The organism is Kitasatospora sp. NPDC018058 (assembly GCF_044327205.1).
Classification (GTDB): Bacteria; Actinomycetota; Actinomycetes; order Streptomycetales; family Streptomycetaceae; genus Kitasatospora.
This window is the reverse complement of record NZ_JBIRFA010000011.1, coordinates 126,256-142,689: the sequence shown is the minus strand read 5'-3', so window position 1 is coordinate 142,689 and position 16,434 is coordinate 126,256. Positions and strand designations below refer to the sequence as shown.

Annotated in this window: 11 protein-coding genes; 9 read left to right on the top strand and 2 right to left on the bottom strand. The window is 74.1% G+C overall.

What is annotated here, in order from left to right; genetic code table 11:
- The first annotated feature begins 45 nt into the window (after positions 1-45).
- From shbA to ACH4E7_RS17805, 3 genes are all read left to right on the top strand, one after another.
- Complete coding sequence (shbA, locus tag ACH4E7_RS17815) at positions 46-762, top strand: RNA polymerase sigma factor ShbA (RefSeq protein ID WP_355669679.1); 717 nt, start codon at positions 46-48, stop codon at positions 760-762.
- Positions 763-1,013: 251 nt separating this feature from the next.
- Positions 1,014-2,516: an IMP dehydrogenase gene (gene guaB, locus ACH4E7_RS17810; RefSeq protein WP_396249986.1), complete on the top strand. Its 1,503-nt coding sequence runs from the start codon at positions 1,014-1,016 to the stop codon at positions 2,514-2,516.
- A gap of 324 nt (positions 2,517-2,840) precedes the next feature.
- Entirely contained in the window at positions 2,841-3,968 is a 1,128-nt protein-coding gene (locus ACH4E7_RS17805; RefSeq protein WP_396249985.1) for a GuaB3 family IMP dehydrogenase-related protein, read from the top strand.
- 159 nt (positions 3,969-4,127) lie between these two features.
- Here the strand turns inward: ACH4E7_RS17805 and ACH4E7_RS17800 are convergent, their stop codons facing one another.
- Positions 4,128-4,694 (bottom strand): hypothetical protein, encoded by a 567-nt coding sequence (locus ACH4E7_RS17800; protein WP_396249984.1) that lies wholly within the window; start codon positions 4,692-4,694, stop codon positions 4,128-4,130.
- 254 nt (positions 4,695-4,948) lie between these two features.
- Here ACH4E7_RS17800 and ACH4E7_RS17795 point away from each other — a divergent pair, with 254 nt between their 5' ends.
- Positions 4,949-6,958: a serine/threonine-protein kinase gene (locus ACH4E7_RS17795; protein WP_396249983.1), complete on the top strand. Its 2,010-nt coding sequence runs from the start codon at positions 4,949-4,951 to the stop codon at positions 6,956-6,958.
- Between the two features lie 7 nt (positions 6,959-6,965).
- Here the strand turns inward: ACH4E7_RS17795 and ACH4E7_RS17790 are convergent, their stop codons facing one another.
- The gene (locus ACH4E7_RS17790) at positions 6,966-7,520 is read right to left on the bottom strand and encodes an SHOCT domain-containing protein (RefSeq protein WP_396249982.1); all 555 of its coding nucleotides are present in this window, start codon (positions 7,518-7,520) and stop codon (positions 6,966-6,968) included.
- A gap of 57 nt (positions 7,521-7,577) precedes the next feature.
- On the opposite strand from ACH4E7_RS17790, the gene ACH4E7_RS17785 reads away from it, so the two are divergent.
- From ACH4E7_RS17785 to ACH4E7_RS17765, 5 genes are all read left to right on the top strand, one after another.
- Complete coding sequence (locus ACH4E7_RS17785; RefSeq protein WP_396249981.1) at positions 7,578-8,684, top strand: protein kinase; 1,107 nt, start codon at positions 7,578-7,580, stop codon at positions 8,682-8,684.
- Positions 8,685-8,847: 163 nt separating this feature from the next.
- Complete coding sequence (locus tag ACH4E7_RS17780; protein ID WP_396249980.1) at positions 8,848-10,614, top strand: protein kinase; 1,767 nt, start codon at positions 8,848-8,850, stop codon at positions 10,612-10,614.
- 102 nt (positions 10,615-10,716) lie between these two features.
- Positions 10,717-12,360 carry a succinic semialdehyde dehydrogenase gene (locus ACH4E7_RS17775; RefSeq protein WP_396249979.1) on the top strand — a complete coding sequence of 548 codons (1,644 nt, stop codon included), beginning with the start codon at positions 10,717-10,719 and terminating at the stop codon, positions 12,358-12,360.
- A gap of 116 nt (positions 12,361-12,476) precedes the next feature.
- The gene (locus ACH4E7_RS17770) at positions 12,477-14,309 is read left to right on the top strand and encodes a GMC oxidoreductase (protein WP_396249978.1); all 1,833 of its coding nucleotides are present in this window, start codon (positions 12,477-12,479) and stop codon (positions 14,307-14,309) included.
- A 173-nt stretch (positions 14,310-14,482) separates the two neighbouring features.
- Entirely contained in the window at positions 14,483-16,333 is a 1,851-nt protein-coding gene (locus ACH4E7_RS17765) for a hypothetical protein (RefSeq protein ID WP_396249977.1), read from the top strand.
- Positions 16,334-16,434: the final 101 nt, after the last annotated feature.

Sequence of the window (16,434 nt, the reverse complement as noted above, 5' to 3'; positions counted from 1 at the left end):
GGACGCGGTGCCGCGTTTTCCCGATCGACCAGGCACCATGGACCGATGCGCGACGACGTCGCCGGTGCGGCCGGCCAGGCGGACCCGGGTGAGGCCCAGCCCTCGGGCCCGGGCCACGATCCGTCGTACGCCGATTCCGGCGGCCCCGATGCCGGGGCCGGACCGGGCCGCCCGCCGGTGCTCGGTACGGGCGGCTCGCCCCTGGTGGGCGAACTGGTCGCGGCCGCCGTCCGCGGCGAGGGCCCGGCCATCGACGCCCTGCTCGCCTACGTCCACCCGCTCGCGCTGCGCTACTGCCGCGCCAAGCTGGTCCGGCTGCCCGGCGGGGCCCGGCACCACGTGGACGACGTGGCCCAGGAGGTCTGCGTCGCGGTGCTGTGCGCGCTGCCCCGGTACAAGGACCAGGGGCGGCCGTTCGAGGCCTTCGTCTACGGGATCGCCGCGCACAAGATCGCCGATCTGCAGCGGGCCGCGATGCGCGGGCCCGGTTCGACGGTCGTGCCGCAGGACGACCTCCCGGAGGTGCCGGACGAGGCGCTCGGCCCGGAGGAGCAGGCGTTGCTCAGCAGCGACGCGGCCTGGGCCAAGGAGCTGCTCTCCAACCTGCCGGCCCGTCAGCGTGAGCTGGTGCTGCTTCGGGTGGCCGCCGGGCTGTCGGCGGAGGAGACCGGTGAGGTGCTCGGGATGTCGCCCGGCGCCGTCCGGGTGGCCCAGCACCGGGCGCTCAGCCGGCTGCGGGCGCTCGCCGAGGAATCGTCCTGAGCCCTCGACCACGTGGAATGAGCCACGGGGGAGGGTTGTTGTCAAGGGCACACGAGGCACATTCGCGGTGCCAGTACCATGGGGTATCGGCGCCTGGGCAGGTTGCCAAAGTTTCGCGGGTGCACACGGGGTTCCCTTGGAGGTTCCTCCGAACCCACCCGGCTTTCGGCGGTCTGCGCGAGTGAGCGATGAACGCGCCCCCTCCCTCAGGGCGTGAGCGGATTAGGCCGGCCACGGAAGGTACCCCCCAAATGTCTTACAACGCCGCAGGCGTACCCGAGAAGTTCGCCATGCTCGGGCTCACGTTCGATGACGTCCTGCTGCTGCCCGGGGCCTCCGAGGTGCTGCCGAACCAGGTCGACACCTCCTCGCGGGTCTCCCGGAACGTCCGCGTCAACATCCCGCTGCTGTCCGCGGCGATGGACAAGGTCACCGAGTCGCGGATGGCCATCGCGATGGCCCGCCAGGGTGGCGTCGGCGTGCTGCACCGCAACCTGTCGGTCGAGGACCAGGCCAACCAGGTCGACCTGGTGAAGCGCTCCGAGTCCGGCATGGTCACCGACCCGATCACGGTCGGCCCGGACACCACGCTGGCCGAGGCCGACGCGCTGTGCGCCAAGTTCCGCATCTCCGGGGTGCCGATCGCCGACCCGTCCGGCAAGCTGCTGGGCATCGTCACCAACCGTGACATGGCCTTCGAGTCGGACCGCAGTCGCCAGGTCCGCGAGATCATGACCCCGATGCCGCTGATCACCGGCAAGGTCGGCATCTCCGGCGTGGACGCGATGGCGCTGCTGCGCCGCCACAAGATCGAGAAGCTCCCGCTGGTCGACGACGAGGGCCGGATCAAGGGCCTGATCACCGTCAAGGACTTCGTCAAGGCCGAGCAGTACCCGAACGCCGCCAAGGACGCCGAGGGCCGTCTGCTGGTCGGTGCCGCGGTCGGCGCCAGCGCCGAGGCCTTCGACCGGGCCCAGGCCCTGGTCGAGGCGGGCGTGGACTTCCTGGTCGTCGACACCTCGCACGGCCACAGCCACAACGCGCTGGCCTGGATCGCCAAGATCAAGTCGGCCGTCAAGGTCGACGTGGTCGGCGGCAACGTCGCCACCCGCGACGGCGCCCAGGCGCTGATCGACGCCGGCGTGGACGGCGTCAAGGTCGGCGTCGGCCCCGGCTCCATCTGCACCACCCGCGTGGTCGCCGGCATCGGCGTCCCGCAGATCACCGCCATCTACGAGGCCGCCCAGGCCTGCCAGGCGGCCGGCGTGCCGGTCATCGGCGACGGTGGCCTGCAGTACTCGGGCGACATCGGCAAGGCGCTGGCCGCCGGTGCCGACACCGTGATGCTGGGCTCGCTGCTGGCCGGCTGCGAGGAGTCCCCCGGCGAGCTGCTGTTCATCAACGGCAAGCAGTTCAAGTCCTACCGCGGCATGGGCTCGCTGGGCGCCATGCAGTCCCGCGGCCAGGGCCGCTCCTACTCCAAGGACCGCTACTTCCAGGCCGAGGTGGCCTCGGACGACAAGCTCGTCCCCGAGGGCATCGAGGGCCAGGTGCAGTACCGCGGCCCGCTGTCCGCCGTGCTGCACCAGCTGATCGGCGGCCTGCGCCAGACCATGGGCTACGTCGGCGCCGGCACCATCGCCGAGATGGAGAGCAAGGGCCGCTTCGTCCGGATCACCTCGGCGGGCCTCAAGGAGAGCCACCCGCACGACATCCAGATGACCGTCGAGGCGCCGAACTACTCGAGTCGCTGAACGGCCTGACCGGCTGAGGGAGCCGGCCCGAACCACCGAGGGGCCCGCCGTCGCACCGCGACGGCGGGCCCCTCGGCGTGTCCGAGCCGCCGGCCCTCGGGGCGCCCGCGCCCGAGCCGAAAGGGCGGGCCCCTCCCTCCCGCCCGTCGGCGGGCGAGGCGGGCGAGCGGGGAGGCCCCCGGGACCGGGGGGCATCGGAGCGACGACCGTCGGCACCGGGGCGGAGCGGCCGGGAGGCGAGCGCGCGAGTCACAGCTGGTACGGGATACTGGGGGCGGCCGGGGTGACCCGGCGGGCATGAGCAACAAACCAGAAGGGCTCGAAGTGACTGAGATCGAGATCGGGCGAGGCAAGCGCGGCCGCCGGGCGTACGCCTTCGACGACATCGCCGTCGTCCCCAGCCGCCGTACGCGTGACCCGAAGGAGGTCTCGATCGCCTGGCAGATCGACGCCTACCGCTTCGAGCTGCCGTTCCTGGCCGCCCCGATGGACAGCGTGGTCTCGCCCGAGCAGGCCATCAAGATCGGCCGCCTGGGCGGTCTGGGCGTGCTGAACCTGGAAGGCCTCTGGACCCGCTACGAGGACCCGCAGCCGCTGCTGGACGAGATCGCCTCGATCACCGACGAGTCCGTCGCGACCCGCCGCCTGCAGGAGATCTACTCCGCGCCGATCCGCGCCGAGCTGATCAAGCAGCGGATCCAGGAGGTCCGCGACTCCGGCGTGGTCACCGCCGCCGCGCTCTCGCCGCAGCGCACCGCCGAGTTCTCCAAGGCCGTCGTGGACGCCGGTGTCGACGTCTTCGTCATCCGCGGCACCACCGTCTCGGCCGAGCACGTGTCCAGCGCCGCCGAGCCGCTCAACCTCAAGCAGTTCATCTACGAGCTGGACGTCCCGGTGATCGTCGGCGGCTGCGCCACCTACACCGCCGCGCTGCACCTGATGCGGACCGGCGCGGCCGGCGTGCTGGTCGGCTTCGGCGGCGGCGCCGCCCACACCACCCGCAACGTGCTCGGCATCCAGGTGCCGATGGCCACCGCCGTCGCCGACGTGGCGGCCGCGCGCCGCGACTACATGGATGAGTCCGGCGGCCGCTACGTGCACGTGATCGCGGACGGCGGCGTCGGCTACAGCGGCGACATCCCGAAGGCGGTCGCCTGCGGCGCCGACGCGGTGATGATCGGCGCCGCGCTGGCCCGCGCCACCGACGCCCCGGGCAAGGGCTTCCACTGGGGCATGGAGGCCGTCCACGAGGAGCTGCCGCGCGGCAAGCGGGTGGACCTCGGCACGGTCGGCACCACCGAGGAGATCCTCACCGGTCCGTCGCACACCCCGGACGGCACCATGAACCTGTTCGGTGCGCTGCGCCGCGCGATGGCCACCACGGGCTACACGGAGCTGAAGGAGTTCCAGCGGGTCGAGGTGACCGTCAACCCGGCGCTCGACCAGCGCTGAGCAGTACCCTGACGCGGTGTCGAAGGCCCCTGTCCGGTTCGCCGGGTGGGGGCCTTCTCGGTTTTTTCGGGGTCGGCGGGTCGGGGTGCGGGGGGGCTCGCCGATGTGTGGCGGTGGGCGGGGCGCGGGCGCGCGGCCCTCGCCCCGCGCGCCCGCGGATCAGCCGCGGTCGGCGGTGCGGCGGGTGAGGAGGAAGCCTCCGATGAGGGCGATGGCGTAGAAGGCCAGGTCGAGGGGGCGCAGGTCGGCGTACCAGGTGCTGAGGGTGTCGCGCAGGAGGCCGTGCGGGCCAGGGCTGTCGGTCTGCACGATGCGGAGCCGCTGGGTGAGTTGGCCGAGCATCAGGGCACCGGCCGACAGCAGGGCGCCGAGGGCCGGGAGTAACCGGTTCCGGCCGCCGAGGAGGCCGAGCGGGAGGGCGATCAGGCCGGCCTGGGCGATGGCCAGCCAGCCGAGGCTGTCGGCGGCCCGCAGCGGGGCGAAGCCGTACGCCAGGCCGCCGAGCAGGGTGGCGAGCAGGGCGAGGGTGAGGGCGAGGGCGGTGCGGCGGCGTGGGGCGGTCCCGGGGGCGGCGGGGGAGGCGGGGTCGTAGCCGGTGACCGGGATGCCGGGCATGCCGGGGGCGATGTACCCGTCGGGGGTGTCGAGGGCGGGTGCGACCGAGTAGTGCTGGGCGGTGCGCGGCCGGATCGATGGGCCGTCAGTGCCCGGTACGGGTGCGGTCATGGGCGTCGAGTCCCCCCGGGAAAAGACGATGAGCTGCCGAACGGTAGCAGCGGTTCGGACAGATCTTGGCGAGTTTTCGATCACAGATCGGGCACGGAGCGCCGCACCCGTTCCGGTTCGTCCCGGCTTGGGGAGGGGGGTGGGTGGTCGAGGGCCCTCCGGACAGGGGATGATGGAGGCTTGGGCGTTCGGGCCCGGGCCGGGCCGACGCGCCGTCACCACGACCGCCAGCAGCACATGGGGGAACGTTCCGAATGACCCAGGCGCAGGGTTCCACCGGCCGCCTCCTGGCCGGCCGCTACCGGCTGAACGGCGTGCTCGGGCGCGGCGGCATGGGCACCGTCTGGCGCGCCGAGGACGAGATGCTGGGCCGGACGGTCGCGGTCAAGGAACTGCGGATGAACGCCAGCGTCGACGAGGAGGAGAAGCACCGGCTGATCGTCCGGACGTTGCGCGAGGCCAAGGCGACCGCGCGGATCCGGCACAACTCGGCGGTGACCGTCTTCGACGTCGTCGACGAGGACGACCGGCCGTGGATCGTCATGGAGCTGGTCGAGTCCCGCTCGCTGGCCGACGTGGTCCGGGAGGACGGGCCGCTGACGCCCGGCCGGGCGGCGGAGATCGCGCTGGACGTGCTGGGCGTGCTCATCGCGGCGCACGCGCTGGGCATCCTGCACCGGGACGTCAAGCCGTCCAACGTGCTGATCGGCGAGGACGGCCGGGTCGTGCTCACCGACTTCGGGATCGCCAGCGTGGAGGGCGACGCCTCGGTCACCTCCACCGGCATGCTGGTCGGCGCGCCCTCGTACATATCCCCGGAGCGGGCGCGCGGGCAGAAGCCCGGGCCGCCGGCCGACCTGTGGTCGCTGGGCGGCACGCTGTACGCGATGATCGAGGGTCGGCCGCCGTACGACCGGGGCTCGGCGCTGGCCACCCTGACCGCGGTGATGACCGAGGAGCTGGTCCCGCCGGTGAACGCCGGGCCGCTGCTGCCGGTGATCGAGGGGCTGCTGGAGAAGGACCCGGCGAAGCGACTCGACGCCTCGCAGACCCGCTCGATGCTCAAGCGGGTGGTCGCCGAGGCGACCGCGAAGGCCGAGTCGACCACCGAGCACGCGATGCCGGTGGAGAAGGTGGGGAAGACGGCCGGGAAGACGGCCGTCGAGCCGGAGCCCGCCGAGGCCGAGTCCAAGGCCGAGGCCGAGGCCGAGTCCAAGGCTGAGGCCGAGTCCAAGGCCGAGTCCAGGGCCGAGGAGGCCGCCCCCAAGCGGACCGTGGGCGGGCTGCTGGGGACCGTCCGGGTGGGCAGCCGGGCTCGGGAGGAGGAGCCGGCGGCGGAGCCCGTCGCCAAGCCCGCCGCTGAGCCCGAGCCCGCTCCGGCGACCGAGCCGATCCGGCCGGTGACCAGCGAGTGGACCATGGGCGCGACCCAGGCGGCCGGGGCCGACCCGCGCACGGGCCGGCGGCGGCTGGCCATCGCGACCGTGGTGGTCGTGCTGCTGCTGATCGCCGGGGTGGTCGCGGTGGTCAAGGCCGTGGGCAGCGGGGACAGCGGCGCGAAGGGCGGGAGCACCCACAGTGCGGGCGCCACCTCGCCGGCGGCGGCGACCACCGAGGCCACGCCGAGCCAGACGCCGGCGACCCCGCCCGGCGAGCCCGCGCCCACCGGAACGGCCGCCGAGCCGGCCACCACGGCCGCCTCCTCGGCCGCCGCACCGCCGCCGGCCGCCGGCACCCCGACCCAGACCCAGACCCCGGCGTCCACGCCCCCGCAGACGCCCACCCCGACGCCGACCCCGACCCAGGCCGCCCCTGGCGGGGCGGCGCCGGCCGGGTACCACGAGTACAAGGACCCGAGCGGCTTCTCGGTGTTCCTGCCGGACGGGCTGCAGTCGGCCGGGTCGGACTCCAACCGACGGATCTTCAAGAGCGCGGACGGCAGCCAGCTGCGGATCGAGTGGAGCACCTCGCCGCACGCGAGCGCCGTCGCCGACTGGCAGGACGCCGAGCCCGACCTGCGCTCGCAGGTGAGCAACTACCAGCGGGTGAACCTGTCGGCGATCGCCTACCGGCAGTGGACCAACGCGGCGGACTGGGAGTGGACCAACGGCACGCCCAAGATGCACTCGCTCAACCGCGGCTTCGTGACCGGCACTCCGGCCAAGTACGGCTACTCGATCTACTGGATCGTCCCGGACGCCCAGTGGGCCGCCCAGGCGCCGGCCCGGGACGTCGTGTTCAACAGCTTCCAGCCGGCGCCGTAGGGCGGGTTCAGCCGAGCAGGCGCTGCTTGGCCCGACTGAACTCCTCCTCGGTGAGCGCGCCCGAGGCCCGCAGGGCGGCCAGCCGCTCCAGCTGGCCGAGGAGCCGCTCACCGGTCGAGAGCTCGGCGGGGGCGGCCTCGGAGGGCGCCGGGGCGGCGGCGGGCGCCTGCGGCGATGCGCTGCGGGCGAGCCGGGCGGCCTCGCGGATCCGCTCGGCGAAGACGTCGGCCTTTTCCACCTCCTCGAAACGGTGCGAGCCGGTCAGCGCGACGACCGTCAGCACGTCGCCGGTGAGCTTGGTGCGGGTCACGGTGACGTCGGTGACGGCCGTCAGCGGAACCGGGACCGGCGGCTTCCCGTCTTTCAGGAAGAGCATCCGGTGGGTGGTGAGCACCAACACCCCCTTGCGGAAGTGGTCCGGATGGCGCCCGGCGGTCGAGGCGACCGGCTTCTCGCCGTTTATGACGGCGGCTTCGACCGTGTGGACGGCCGCGGCCTGGTTGGCTTGGCTGTTGTTGCCCGCCGCCTTGAAGGCGGTGTCGATCAGATCGGTCCAGTCCATGGGGTCGAGCGTAAAGGAGCCGCTCAGTAGGCTGCTCGATGAGCGAGAGGAACTTGCATGCGAGTCGGCCCGGGGCAGTTGCTGGCGGGGCGGTACCGGCTGACGGACCGTCCCGAACTGCTGCGCGCCTTCGCGGTGGACGAGCGGACCGGCGAGTCGGTGCTGCTGCGCGCGGTGGAGCTGCCCGCGCTGCTGACCGTCGGTCAGGACCCGGAGGAGCCGAACCCCGCGCACGGGGACCGGCTGGTGCGGCGGGTGGCGGCGGTCGGCTCGACGGCGCCGTCCTGGCACCCGCGGCTGCTGCGCGGGGTCGGGGCCTTCGTCGAGGGCGAGTTGCTGTGGACGGTGGAGGAACGGCCGGCCGGACGGACGCTGGCCGAACTACTCACCGCCGGGCCGGTGCCGCCGTACCGGGCAGCCGAGTTGGCGGCGGACGTGGCCGGCGCGCTGCGGGCGCTGCACGAGGCCGGGCTCGCCCACGGCAACCTGACCGCCGAGTCGGTACTGGTGTGCGAGGACGGCGCGGCGATGCTCGGCGGGCTGCTCGCCGGGGTGGCGCAGGAGGCGCTGGCCGAGGACCTCGGTGGGCCGGGCGGCCGGCGCCGGTACGAGGTCCGGGCCACCCTGGTCGGCCCGGTGGCCGAGCGCTGGCCGCTGGACGGCGGCCCGGCGGGTGACTGCTGGGCGCTCGGGGTGCTGGTGCAGCGGCTGGTGACCGGCCGTGCGCCGTACCCGGAGGGCGGGGTGCCGGAGCTGGTGACGGCGGTGCGGGACGGGCGGCGTGAGCCCTCGGTGGTCTGCGGTCCGCTGGCGCCGCTGGCCGAGCGGCTGTTGCAGCCCGATCCGACCCTGCGGCCGACCGCGGACGCGGCGCGGCAGGAGCTGGCGACGCTGCTGGCGGGCGCGCCGGAGCCGGCCGACGAGGAGCGGGCGGTGCGGGCGGTGGAGCTCAAGCCGGACGCGCCGCTGGTGCCGCTGCGGCCGCGTCGGCGTGGCGCGGGCGGCCGGGGCGGGCGGCCGGAGGTCGGTGCGGAGTTCAACGGGGCACGGCCCGGCGGCGGAGCGCCGCGGATTGCCCCGGCCCTCCTCGGGCCGCTGCTGGTCGGGGGCGTGTTCCTGCTGCTGGTTCTGGGAATAGCCGCCGTGGTGCTGTTCGCAGGCTGACGGCCTCGATGCGCACCGGTTCCTCGATCCGGTGGGCGGGCGTGATTACCGGGGTGGGCGGGGTGCGCCTAATGTGTGCGTGGGATTTGTTCGAACAGCGGTCTGCACCAGGCGATCCGCCGCGGTGACGGCAGGTGGAAATCGAGAGGGGGAGCGGTCGCCGATGGGCGTGCAGGACCGGCCGGAGGCGGCCGAAGCGGAGCGGCTGTTGGCCGGGCGGTACGAGCTCGGTGACCGGCTCGGCCGGGGCGGGATGGGCACGGTCTGGCGGGCCTGGGACCGGATGCTGGACCGCGAGGTCGCGGTCAAGGAGCTGACCGTCAACCACCTCCCCGAGGAGGACCTGCAGATCCTGCACGCGCGGATGAAGCGCGAGGCCAGCGCGGCCGCCCGGATCAAGCATCCCGGCGTGATCACCGTGCACGACGTGCTGGAGCAGGACGGCCGGCCGTGGATCGTGATGGAGCTGGTCGACGGCCGCTCGCTGGCCGACGTGATCAGCCAGGACGGCACCCTCCAGCCGCGCGCCGCCGCCGAGGTCGGCAGCCAGGTGCTCGCCGCGCTGCACCGCGGCCACCAGCTCGGTGTGCTGCACCGGGACGTCAAGCCGGCCAACGTGCTGCTGGAGCGCGGCACCGGGCGGGTGGTGCTGCTGGACTTCGGCATCGCGACCTACGAGGGCTCGACCGAGCTGACCCGGCCGGGCGACCTGGTCGGCTCGCCGGACTACCTGGCCCCCGAGCGCGCCCAGGGCGAGCGGCCCGGGCCGGCCTCCGACCTGTGGGGCCTCGGGGCGACGCTGTACGCGGCGGTCGAGGGCCAGTCGCCGTTCCGCCGGGACTCGCCGATCACCACGCTGGCCGCGGTGGTCGACGAGCCGCTGCCGGAGTCGCGCCGGGCCGGACCGCTGGGGCCGGTGCTGGCCGCGCTGATGGCCAAGGACCCGTCCGACCGGCCGAGCGCGGACGAGGCGGCCCGGATGCTGGCCGAGGTGCAGGCCGGGCACACCATCGGCCTGAAGTCGGTCGCGTCGGTCCGTACGCCCACCCAGTCGGTGCCGGTGGTGGACCGCAGCGAGGTGCCGGAGGGGACCGCGAAGTCGCCGCTGGAGGGCTCGGAGGAGCCGACCGGGCCGCGTCCGGCCGCGACCGCGACCGCCGTCACCTCCGCCGTTCCGGCCGTCGCCGCGGACACCGCCGGGGGCGTGCCGGCCGCGCCGCAGGCGTACACCGCCGTCAGCGCGCCGGTCGCGCATACCGTCACGCCCGCGCGCGGTCCGGCCAAGCGCCGCGGCCGGATGAAGCTGGTCGCCATCGCGGTGGCCGTCGGGGTGCTGGCGGCCGCGGCGACCTTCTTCGCCACCCGGCACGTGGCCGGCACCCCGGACGCCGACACCACCCCGACCGGGCAGGCGGGCACGGTCGAGCCGTCCGACCCGGTGCCGACCGGCAGCGCGATCCCGGGGGCGCCGGCGCCCAACGGCTACCACTGGGTGGACGACCCGGCCGGCTTCCGCTTCCCGCTGCCGACCGCGACCCCGGTCTGGCAGCGCATCATCGGGCCCGACAACACCCAGGTCTTCTACAGCCCCGACGGCAAGGTGCACTACCTGCAGTTCTCGGTCACCGTCGGCCAGCCGGTCAAGCCGCTGGACCACATGCGGGAGATGGAGGGCAACGTCAAGGCGCTCAAGGACTACAAGCAGCACCGGATGGCGAGCGCTGTGGTGAACGGCCACGAGGCAGCCGTCTGGGAGTTCAGCTACGCGGCCAAGGAGGGCGGCCGCCGGCGCGCGATCGAGGAGGAGTTCATCGACGAGGACGGCACCGCCTACGCGATCTACTCGTCCAGTCCGGACAAGGGCAACGAGTGGAACGAGGCCGTGCAGCGCTTCACCACGGTGCTCAACGGCTTCACCCCGACCCGCTGAGCACAGGGCCGTACGGGCGGAGCGCCCGCTTTCACCCGACTGCGGCATATTCTTGTTACCGACGGGTACCGAACCGGCCCCCGAAGGCCTAGGCTGCGCCGTATGTCGGACCTCACAGCAGATGCAGCGGCCACCGAACACGCCGACGCCGGTTCCGCGAGCGGCAACCCGGCGGCTCCCGGCGGAGGCCGGACCGTCGCGGCCGCCGTCCCGCCGTCCCTGGTGGCCCGGTTGGCCGCCGGGGTCACCGCGACCGGCGAGCCCAGTGTGGTGGAGACCGTCGCCCCGCTGACCGGTGAGCGGTTGGCCGGCCTGCCGCAGTCCACCCCGGCCGACGTCGAGGTCGCCTTCCAGCTGGCCCGCCGCGCCCAGCCCGCCTGGGCCGCGCTGCCGGTGCGCCGCCGCGCCGCCGTCCTGCTGCGCTTCCACGACCTGCTGCTCAAGCGGCAGGACGAGGTCCTGGACCTGATCCAGGCCGAGACCGGCAAGGCCCGGCTGCACGCCTTCGAGGAGGTGCTGGCCGTCGCCATGGCGGCCCGGCACTACGGGCGCGGCGCCCAGGGCTACCTGCGCGACCGCCGCCGCGGCGGGGCGCTGCCGGTGCTCACCCACACCGTCGAGGCCCGCCGCCCCAAGGGCGTGGTCGGCCACATCTCGCCGTGGAACTACCCGCTGGAGCTGTGCATCGGCGACCTGCTGCCCGCCTTCGCGGCCGGCAACGCGGTGGTCCACAAGCCCGACACCCAGACCGCGCTGACCGGGCTGTGGGCCCGTGAGCTGCTGATCGAGGCCGGGCTGCCGGCCGACCTGTGGCAGGTGGTGATCGGCGACGGCCCGGTGATCGGCCCGGCCGTGGTGGAGCACGCGGACTACGTCTCCTTCACCGGCTCCACCCGCACCGGCCGTGAGGTCGCCCAGCGCGCCGCCGCCCGGCTGGTCGGCGCCTCGCTCGAGCTCGGCGGCAAGAACGCCATGTTGGTGCTCTCCGACGCCGACCTCGACGCGGCCGCCGCGGGCGCCGTACGGGCCTGCTTCTCCTCGGCCGGACAGTTGTGCATCTCGATCGAACGGCTGCTGGTGCACCGCTCGGTGGCCGACGAGTTCCTGGAGCGCTTCGTCGCCCGCACCCGGGCACTGCGCCTGGGCGGCGGCCTCGCGTACGGCGCCGACATGGGCTCGCTGGTCTCCGCCCGCCAACTGGACGCCACCACCCGGCACGTGGAGGAGGCGGTCAAGGCGGGCGCCACCGTGCTGGCCGGCGGGCGGGCCAGGCCCGACCTCGGCCCGTACTTCTACGAGCCGACGATCCTCGACGGGGTGACCCCGGAGATGTCGGTCTGCGGCGAGGAGACCTTCGGCCCGGTCGTCGCGGTCTACCGCTTCGACACCGAGGAGGAGGCGGTCGCGGCCGCCAACTCCACGCCGTACGGCCTGAACTCCAGCGTCTGGACCAGGGACCTGCGGCGCGGCCGGGCGGTCGCGGCCCGGCTGCGCACCGGGACGGTCAACGTCAACGAGGCCTATGCGGCCGCGTACGGCTCGGTCGCCTCGCCGATGGGCGGCATGGGCGACTCCGGGCTCGGCCGGCGCCACGGCGCGGAGGGCATCCTGCGCTTCACCGAGGCGCAGACCATCTCGACCCAGCGGGTCATGCCGCTGGCGCCGTCGTTCGGCCTGGACGACGAGCAGTTCGCGGCCGTGATGACCGGCGGGCTGCGGGTGCTCAAGGCGCTGCGGTTCAAGTGACCCCGGGCGTGAGTGACCCCGGGCTCAAGTAGCCCGGGGCGCAAGTGACCCCGGGCTCAGGTGGCCCCCAACCGGCTTTCCCCCAGCAGGTTCAACCCTCGAAGGAGCAGTGGCAGATGGTGGAGTCCGGCGGTGCGGCCGAGTTCGACTACGACGTGGTCGTGGTCGGCTCCGGCTTCGGCGGTTCGGTCGCGGCGCTGCGGCTCACCGAGAAGGGCTACCGGGTCGCCGTCCTGGAGGCCGGGCGGCGCTTCGAGCGGGACGAACTGCCCCGGAACTCCTGGGACCTGCCGAACTACCTGTGGGCGCCGCAGCTCGGGCTGTACGGCATCCAGCGGATCCACCTGCTGGCCAACGTGCTGATCCTGGCCGGCGCCGGGGTCGGCGGTGGCTCGCTGAACTACGCCAACACCCTGTACGTGCCGCCGAAGGCCTTCTTCGAGGACCGTCAGTGGCGCCACATCACCGACTGGCAGCAGGAGCTGGCGCCGTTCTACGACCAGGCGCAGCGGATGCTCGGGGTGCGGCTCAACCCGACCGTCACCCCCTCGGACGTCCACCTCAAGGCGGCCGCCGAGCGGATGGGCGTCGGCGACACCTTCCACATGGCGCCGGTCGGGGTCTTCTTCGGCGACGGCAAGGACGCTGGGGGCACCTCCCGGACGGAGTCCGGGGGAGGTGCGGCCAAGGCGGCGCCCGGCGAGGAGATCGCCGACCCGTACTTCGGCGGCGCCGGCCCGGCCCGCAAGGCCTGCGTGGAGTGCGGCGAGTGCATGACCGGCTGCCGCCACGGCGCCAAGAACATGCTCACCGAGAACTACCTGTACCTGGCGGAGCGGGGCGGCGCCGAGATCCACCCGCTCACCACGGTGGCCCGGATCCGCGAGCACGGCGATGCCCATGGGAATCGCGGCTATGCGGTGGACGTGCGGCGCACCGACTCCCGGTCGAAGACCGACCCGGTGAAGGCGGGCGCGCGGACCATCACCGCCGCCCGGGTGGTCGTCGCGGCCGGCACCTACGGCACCCAGTCGCTGCTGCACCGGATGCGCGCCTCGGGCCACCTGCCCCGGATCTCCGCCCGGCTCGGAGAGCTGACCCGCACCAACTCCGAGGCGCTGGTGGGCGCGCAGACCACCGACCGGCGCTACGGCGGCAAGGCGGACTTCACCAAGGGCGTCGCGATCACCTCCTCGATCCACCCGGACGCCAACACCCACATCGAGCCGGTCCGCTACGGCAAGGGCTCCAACGCGATGGGCGCGCTGTCCATCGCCCAGGTCAAGGGCGGCGGGAAGACCCCGCGCTGGCTGCGCTACCTGGGCAACTCGGCGCTCCACCCGGTGACCTTCGCCCGCTCGATGAACCAGCGCGGCTGGTCCGAGAAGACGATCATCGGTCTGGTGATGCAGTCGCTGGACAACTCGATCACCGTCTCGCTGAAGAAGGGCCCGCTCGGCAAGCCCCGGCTCACCTCCAGCCAGGGCCACGGCACCCCCAACCCGACCTGGATCCCGGCCGCCGAGCAGGGCGCCCAGGCGCTGGCCGACGAGATCAACGGCTTCCCGGGCAGCACCGTCGGCGAGATCTTCGACATCCCGATGACCGCGCACTTCCTCGGCGGCTGCCCGATCGGCGATGCCCCCGAGACCGGTGTGGTCGACCCGTACCACCGGCTGTACGGACACCCCGGGATCAGCGTGGTGGACGGCGCGGCCGTCTCCGCCAACCTCGGCGTCAACCCCTCGCTCACCATCACCGCGCAGGCCGAGCGCGCCATGTCGATGTGGCCGAACAAGGGCGAGGAGGACCCGCGTCCGGCCCCGGGCGAGGCCTACCGCCCGGTCACCGCGGTCGCGCCGGTGCGACCGGCCGTGCCGGAGGGTGCGTTCGGCGCGCTGCGGCTGCCGCTGCTGCCCGTCCCGGAGGTCCCGAAGAAGCGCGACTAGGGCCGTGGGCGCGGCCCCGATCCGGCCAGGTCGGGGCCAACCCGCCTGGTGGCTTTCGCGGTTGACAGCCTTTCGGGTCCGATGGGATAAACGGGCTCCCTGGGGGACCAGGAACTCGTCGAGCGGGGGGAAAGCGGTCCATGGCCAACTGCGCATCGTGCGGAGCGACTTCGGTGGAGGGAGCGCCCGCCTGCGGCTCGTGCGGCCGGCCGCTGGCACCCCCGCCGCCGACCGCCGCCGCCCTGCCCGCCGTACCGCCGACCGCCCCCGGTTACGGGCAGCCGCCCACCGCGCCGCCCGGCTCCTACCCGCCGCCCGGCCAGGGCGCCGGGTACCCGCCGGTCGGCGGCCCGCCCGCGGTGGGCAGTTGGGGTGCCGGGCAGCCGTACTACCCGAAGACCGCCCAGTCGCCCGTGCTGCGCTGGCTGGCCGGCTCGAACTGGCGCCCCGCGCTGGTGGCGGCCATCGGGCCGACCGTCGTCCTGCTGGTGGCGGCGCTGATCGCGGCCGTCCCGGGCGACTACGACTACGACGGCGCCTACGCCCCGCCCGACTTCGGCGACCGCTTCGGCGCGGCGCTGGCGATGGCCCTGAACGCGCTCGGCGCACCGTTCCGGATCGGCGGGAACACGGGCTCGTCGGGCCGTTCCCTCCAGGAGGGCATGGAGCTCACCTTCCGGGTCCTGCCGCTGACCGTCACCGTGTTCTGGGCGCTGGCGCTCTGGCTCGGCCTGCGGGCCGGGCTGCGTCGGCGCAAGGCCGACGGCACCCAGCTGACCCGGGCCCAGGCCGCCGGTGAGGCGCTGCGCAGCGCCGTGGTGCTGGCCGCCGTCACCCTGCTGCTCGGTCTGATCGCGGGCACCGACTGGAACCCGGGGCGGCGGCCCGGCGGCTTCTCCGGCTTCCCGGACTACTCCGACTCCGGCAGCCGAAGCCGCGCGATGGGCATCACCGCGGACAGCGCCTGGCTGGAGGCGGTCGGCTGGACCGCCCTGCTGGCCTTCCTGCTGGCCTTCGCCGTCTACGGCACCGACGCGCTGCGGTGGGCCGCCTGGCGCAGCCGGTCGGTGCGCGGCTGGGCGGTGGCCGCGCTGACGGCCGGCCAGGCGCTGGCGCTGTCGGTGGCCCTGTCATCGGTGGCGGCCTTCGTGCTGGTCGCGGTGAACGCCGAGAACGGTGCGACGACCGCGGTCTCGCTGGCGTTCCTGCCCAACCTCGGCCTCCAGCTGCTCGGCTTCGGCTCGGGGGCGACCTTCTCGGCGCACGTCAGGACGACCAGCGGCGACACGACGTGGGGCAACCACGGCAGCGGGGTGGAACTCTCCTTCTTCGATCTGCACGACGTGCCCGCCGACTGGCGCTGGTGCGGCCTGGCGGCAGTGGTCGCGGCCCTCCTGCTCGGCTGGGCGGCGTACCGGCGGCAGCTGGACGCGGCCGACCGGCTGCGCCTGGCGGCCGTGTACGCGGTGGTGCTGACCCTGCTGATGACGGTGGCCGGCGCGCTGCTGACCAGGACGGAGTCGATGGCGGGCTGGACCTCCTCCGTCCGCTCGGAGATGTCCGAGGAGAACTCGGTCGGCCTGGTGTTCCTCAGCGTGCTGGTGGCCAACGCGGTCTGGGCGTTGGTCGGGGCGGTGCTGGTGCCGGCGGCGATGGCGGCGCTCGGTGGCCGGGGTGCCACGGCTCCGTACGGGGCGGTGCCGCCCGGCGCGGCGCCGTACGGGGCGGTGCCCCCGCAGGTGCCGTACCCGACCGGGCCGGCGTACGGCGTTCCGCCGCAGGGCATGCCCCCGCAGGGCATGCCCCCGCAGGGCGTGCCCCCGGTCGGCGTGCCGCCGCAGGGCGCCGCACCGCAGGGCGGGCCGCAGGACGCGCCGCCGGAGGTGTTCGGGGCCGGGGTGAGCGAGGTGATCGGCTCGCACGAGGCGCCGGCCGCCCCCGCCGCCGGGACGCCGTTGCCCGCCGACGCGCCGCGGTCGCCCGAGGAGCCGGTCGATCCGAGCGTCTGGCGCGACCACCCCTGAGGCGGACCGGAAAACCCGGGAGCAGCCGAAACGGCCGGAAAGCGCCGTGGGGAGCCGGAAAGGGCAAAGGGCCCCGCGGGGGAACGGGGCCCTTTGTCGCT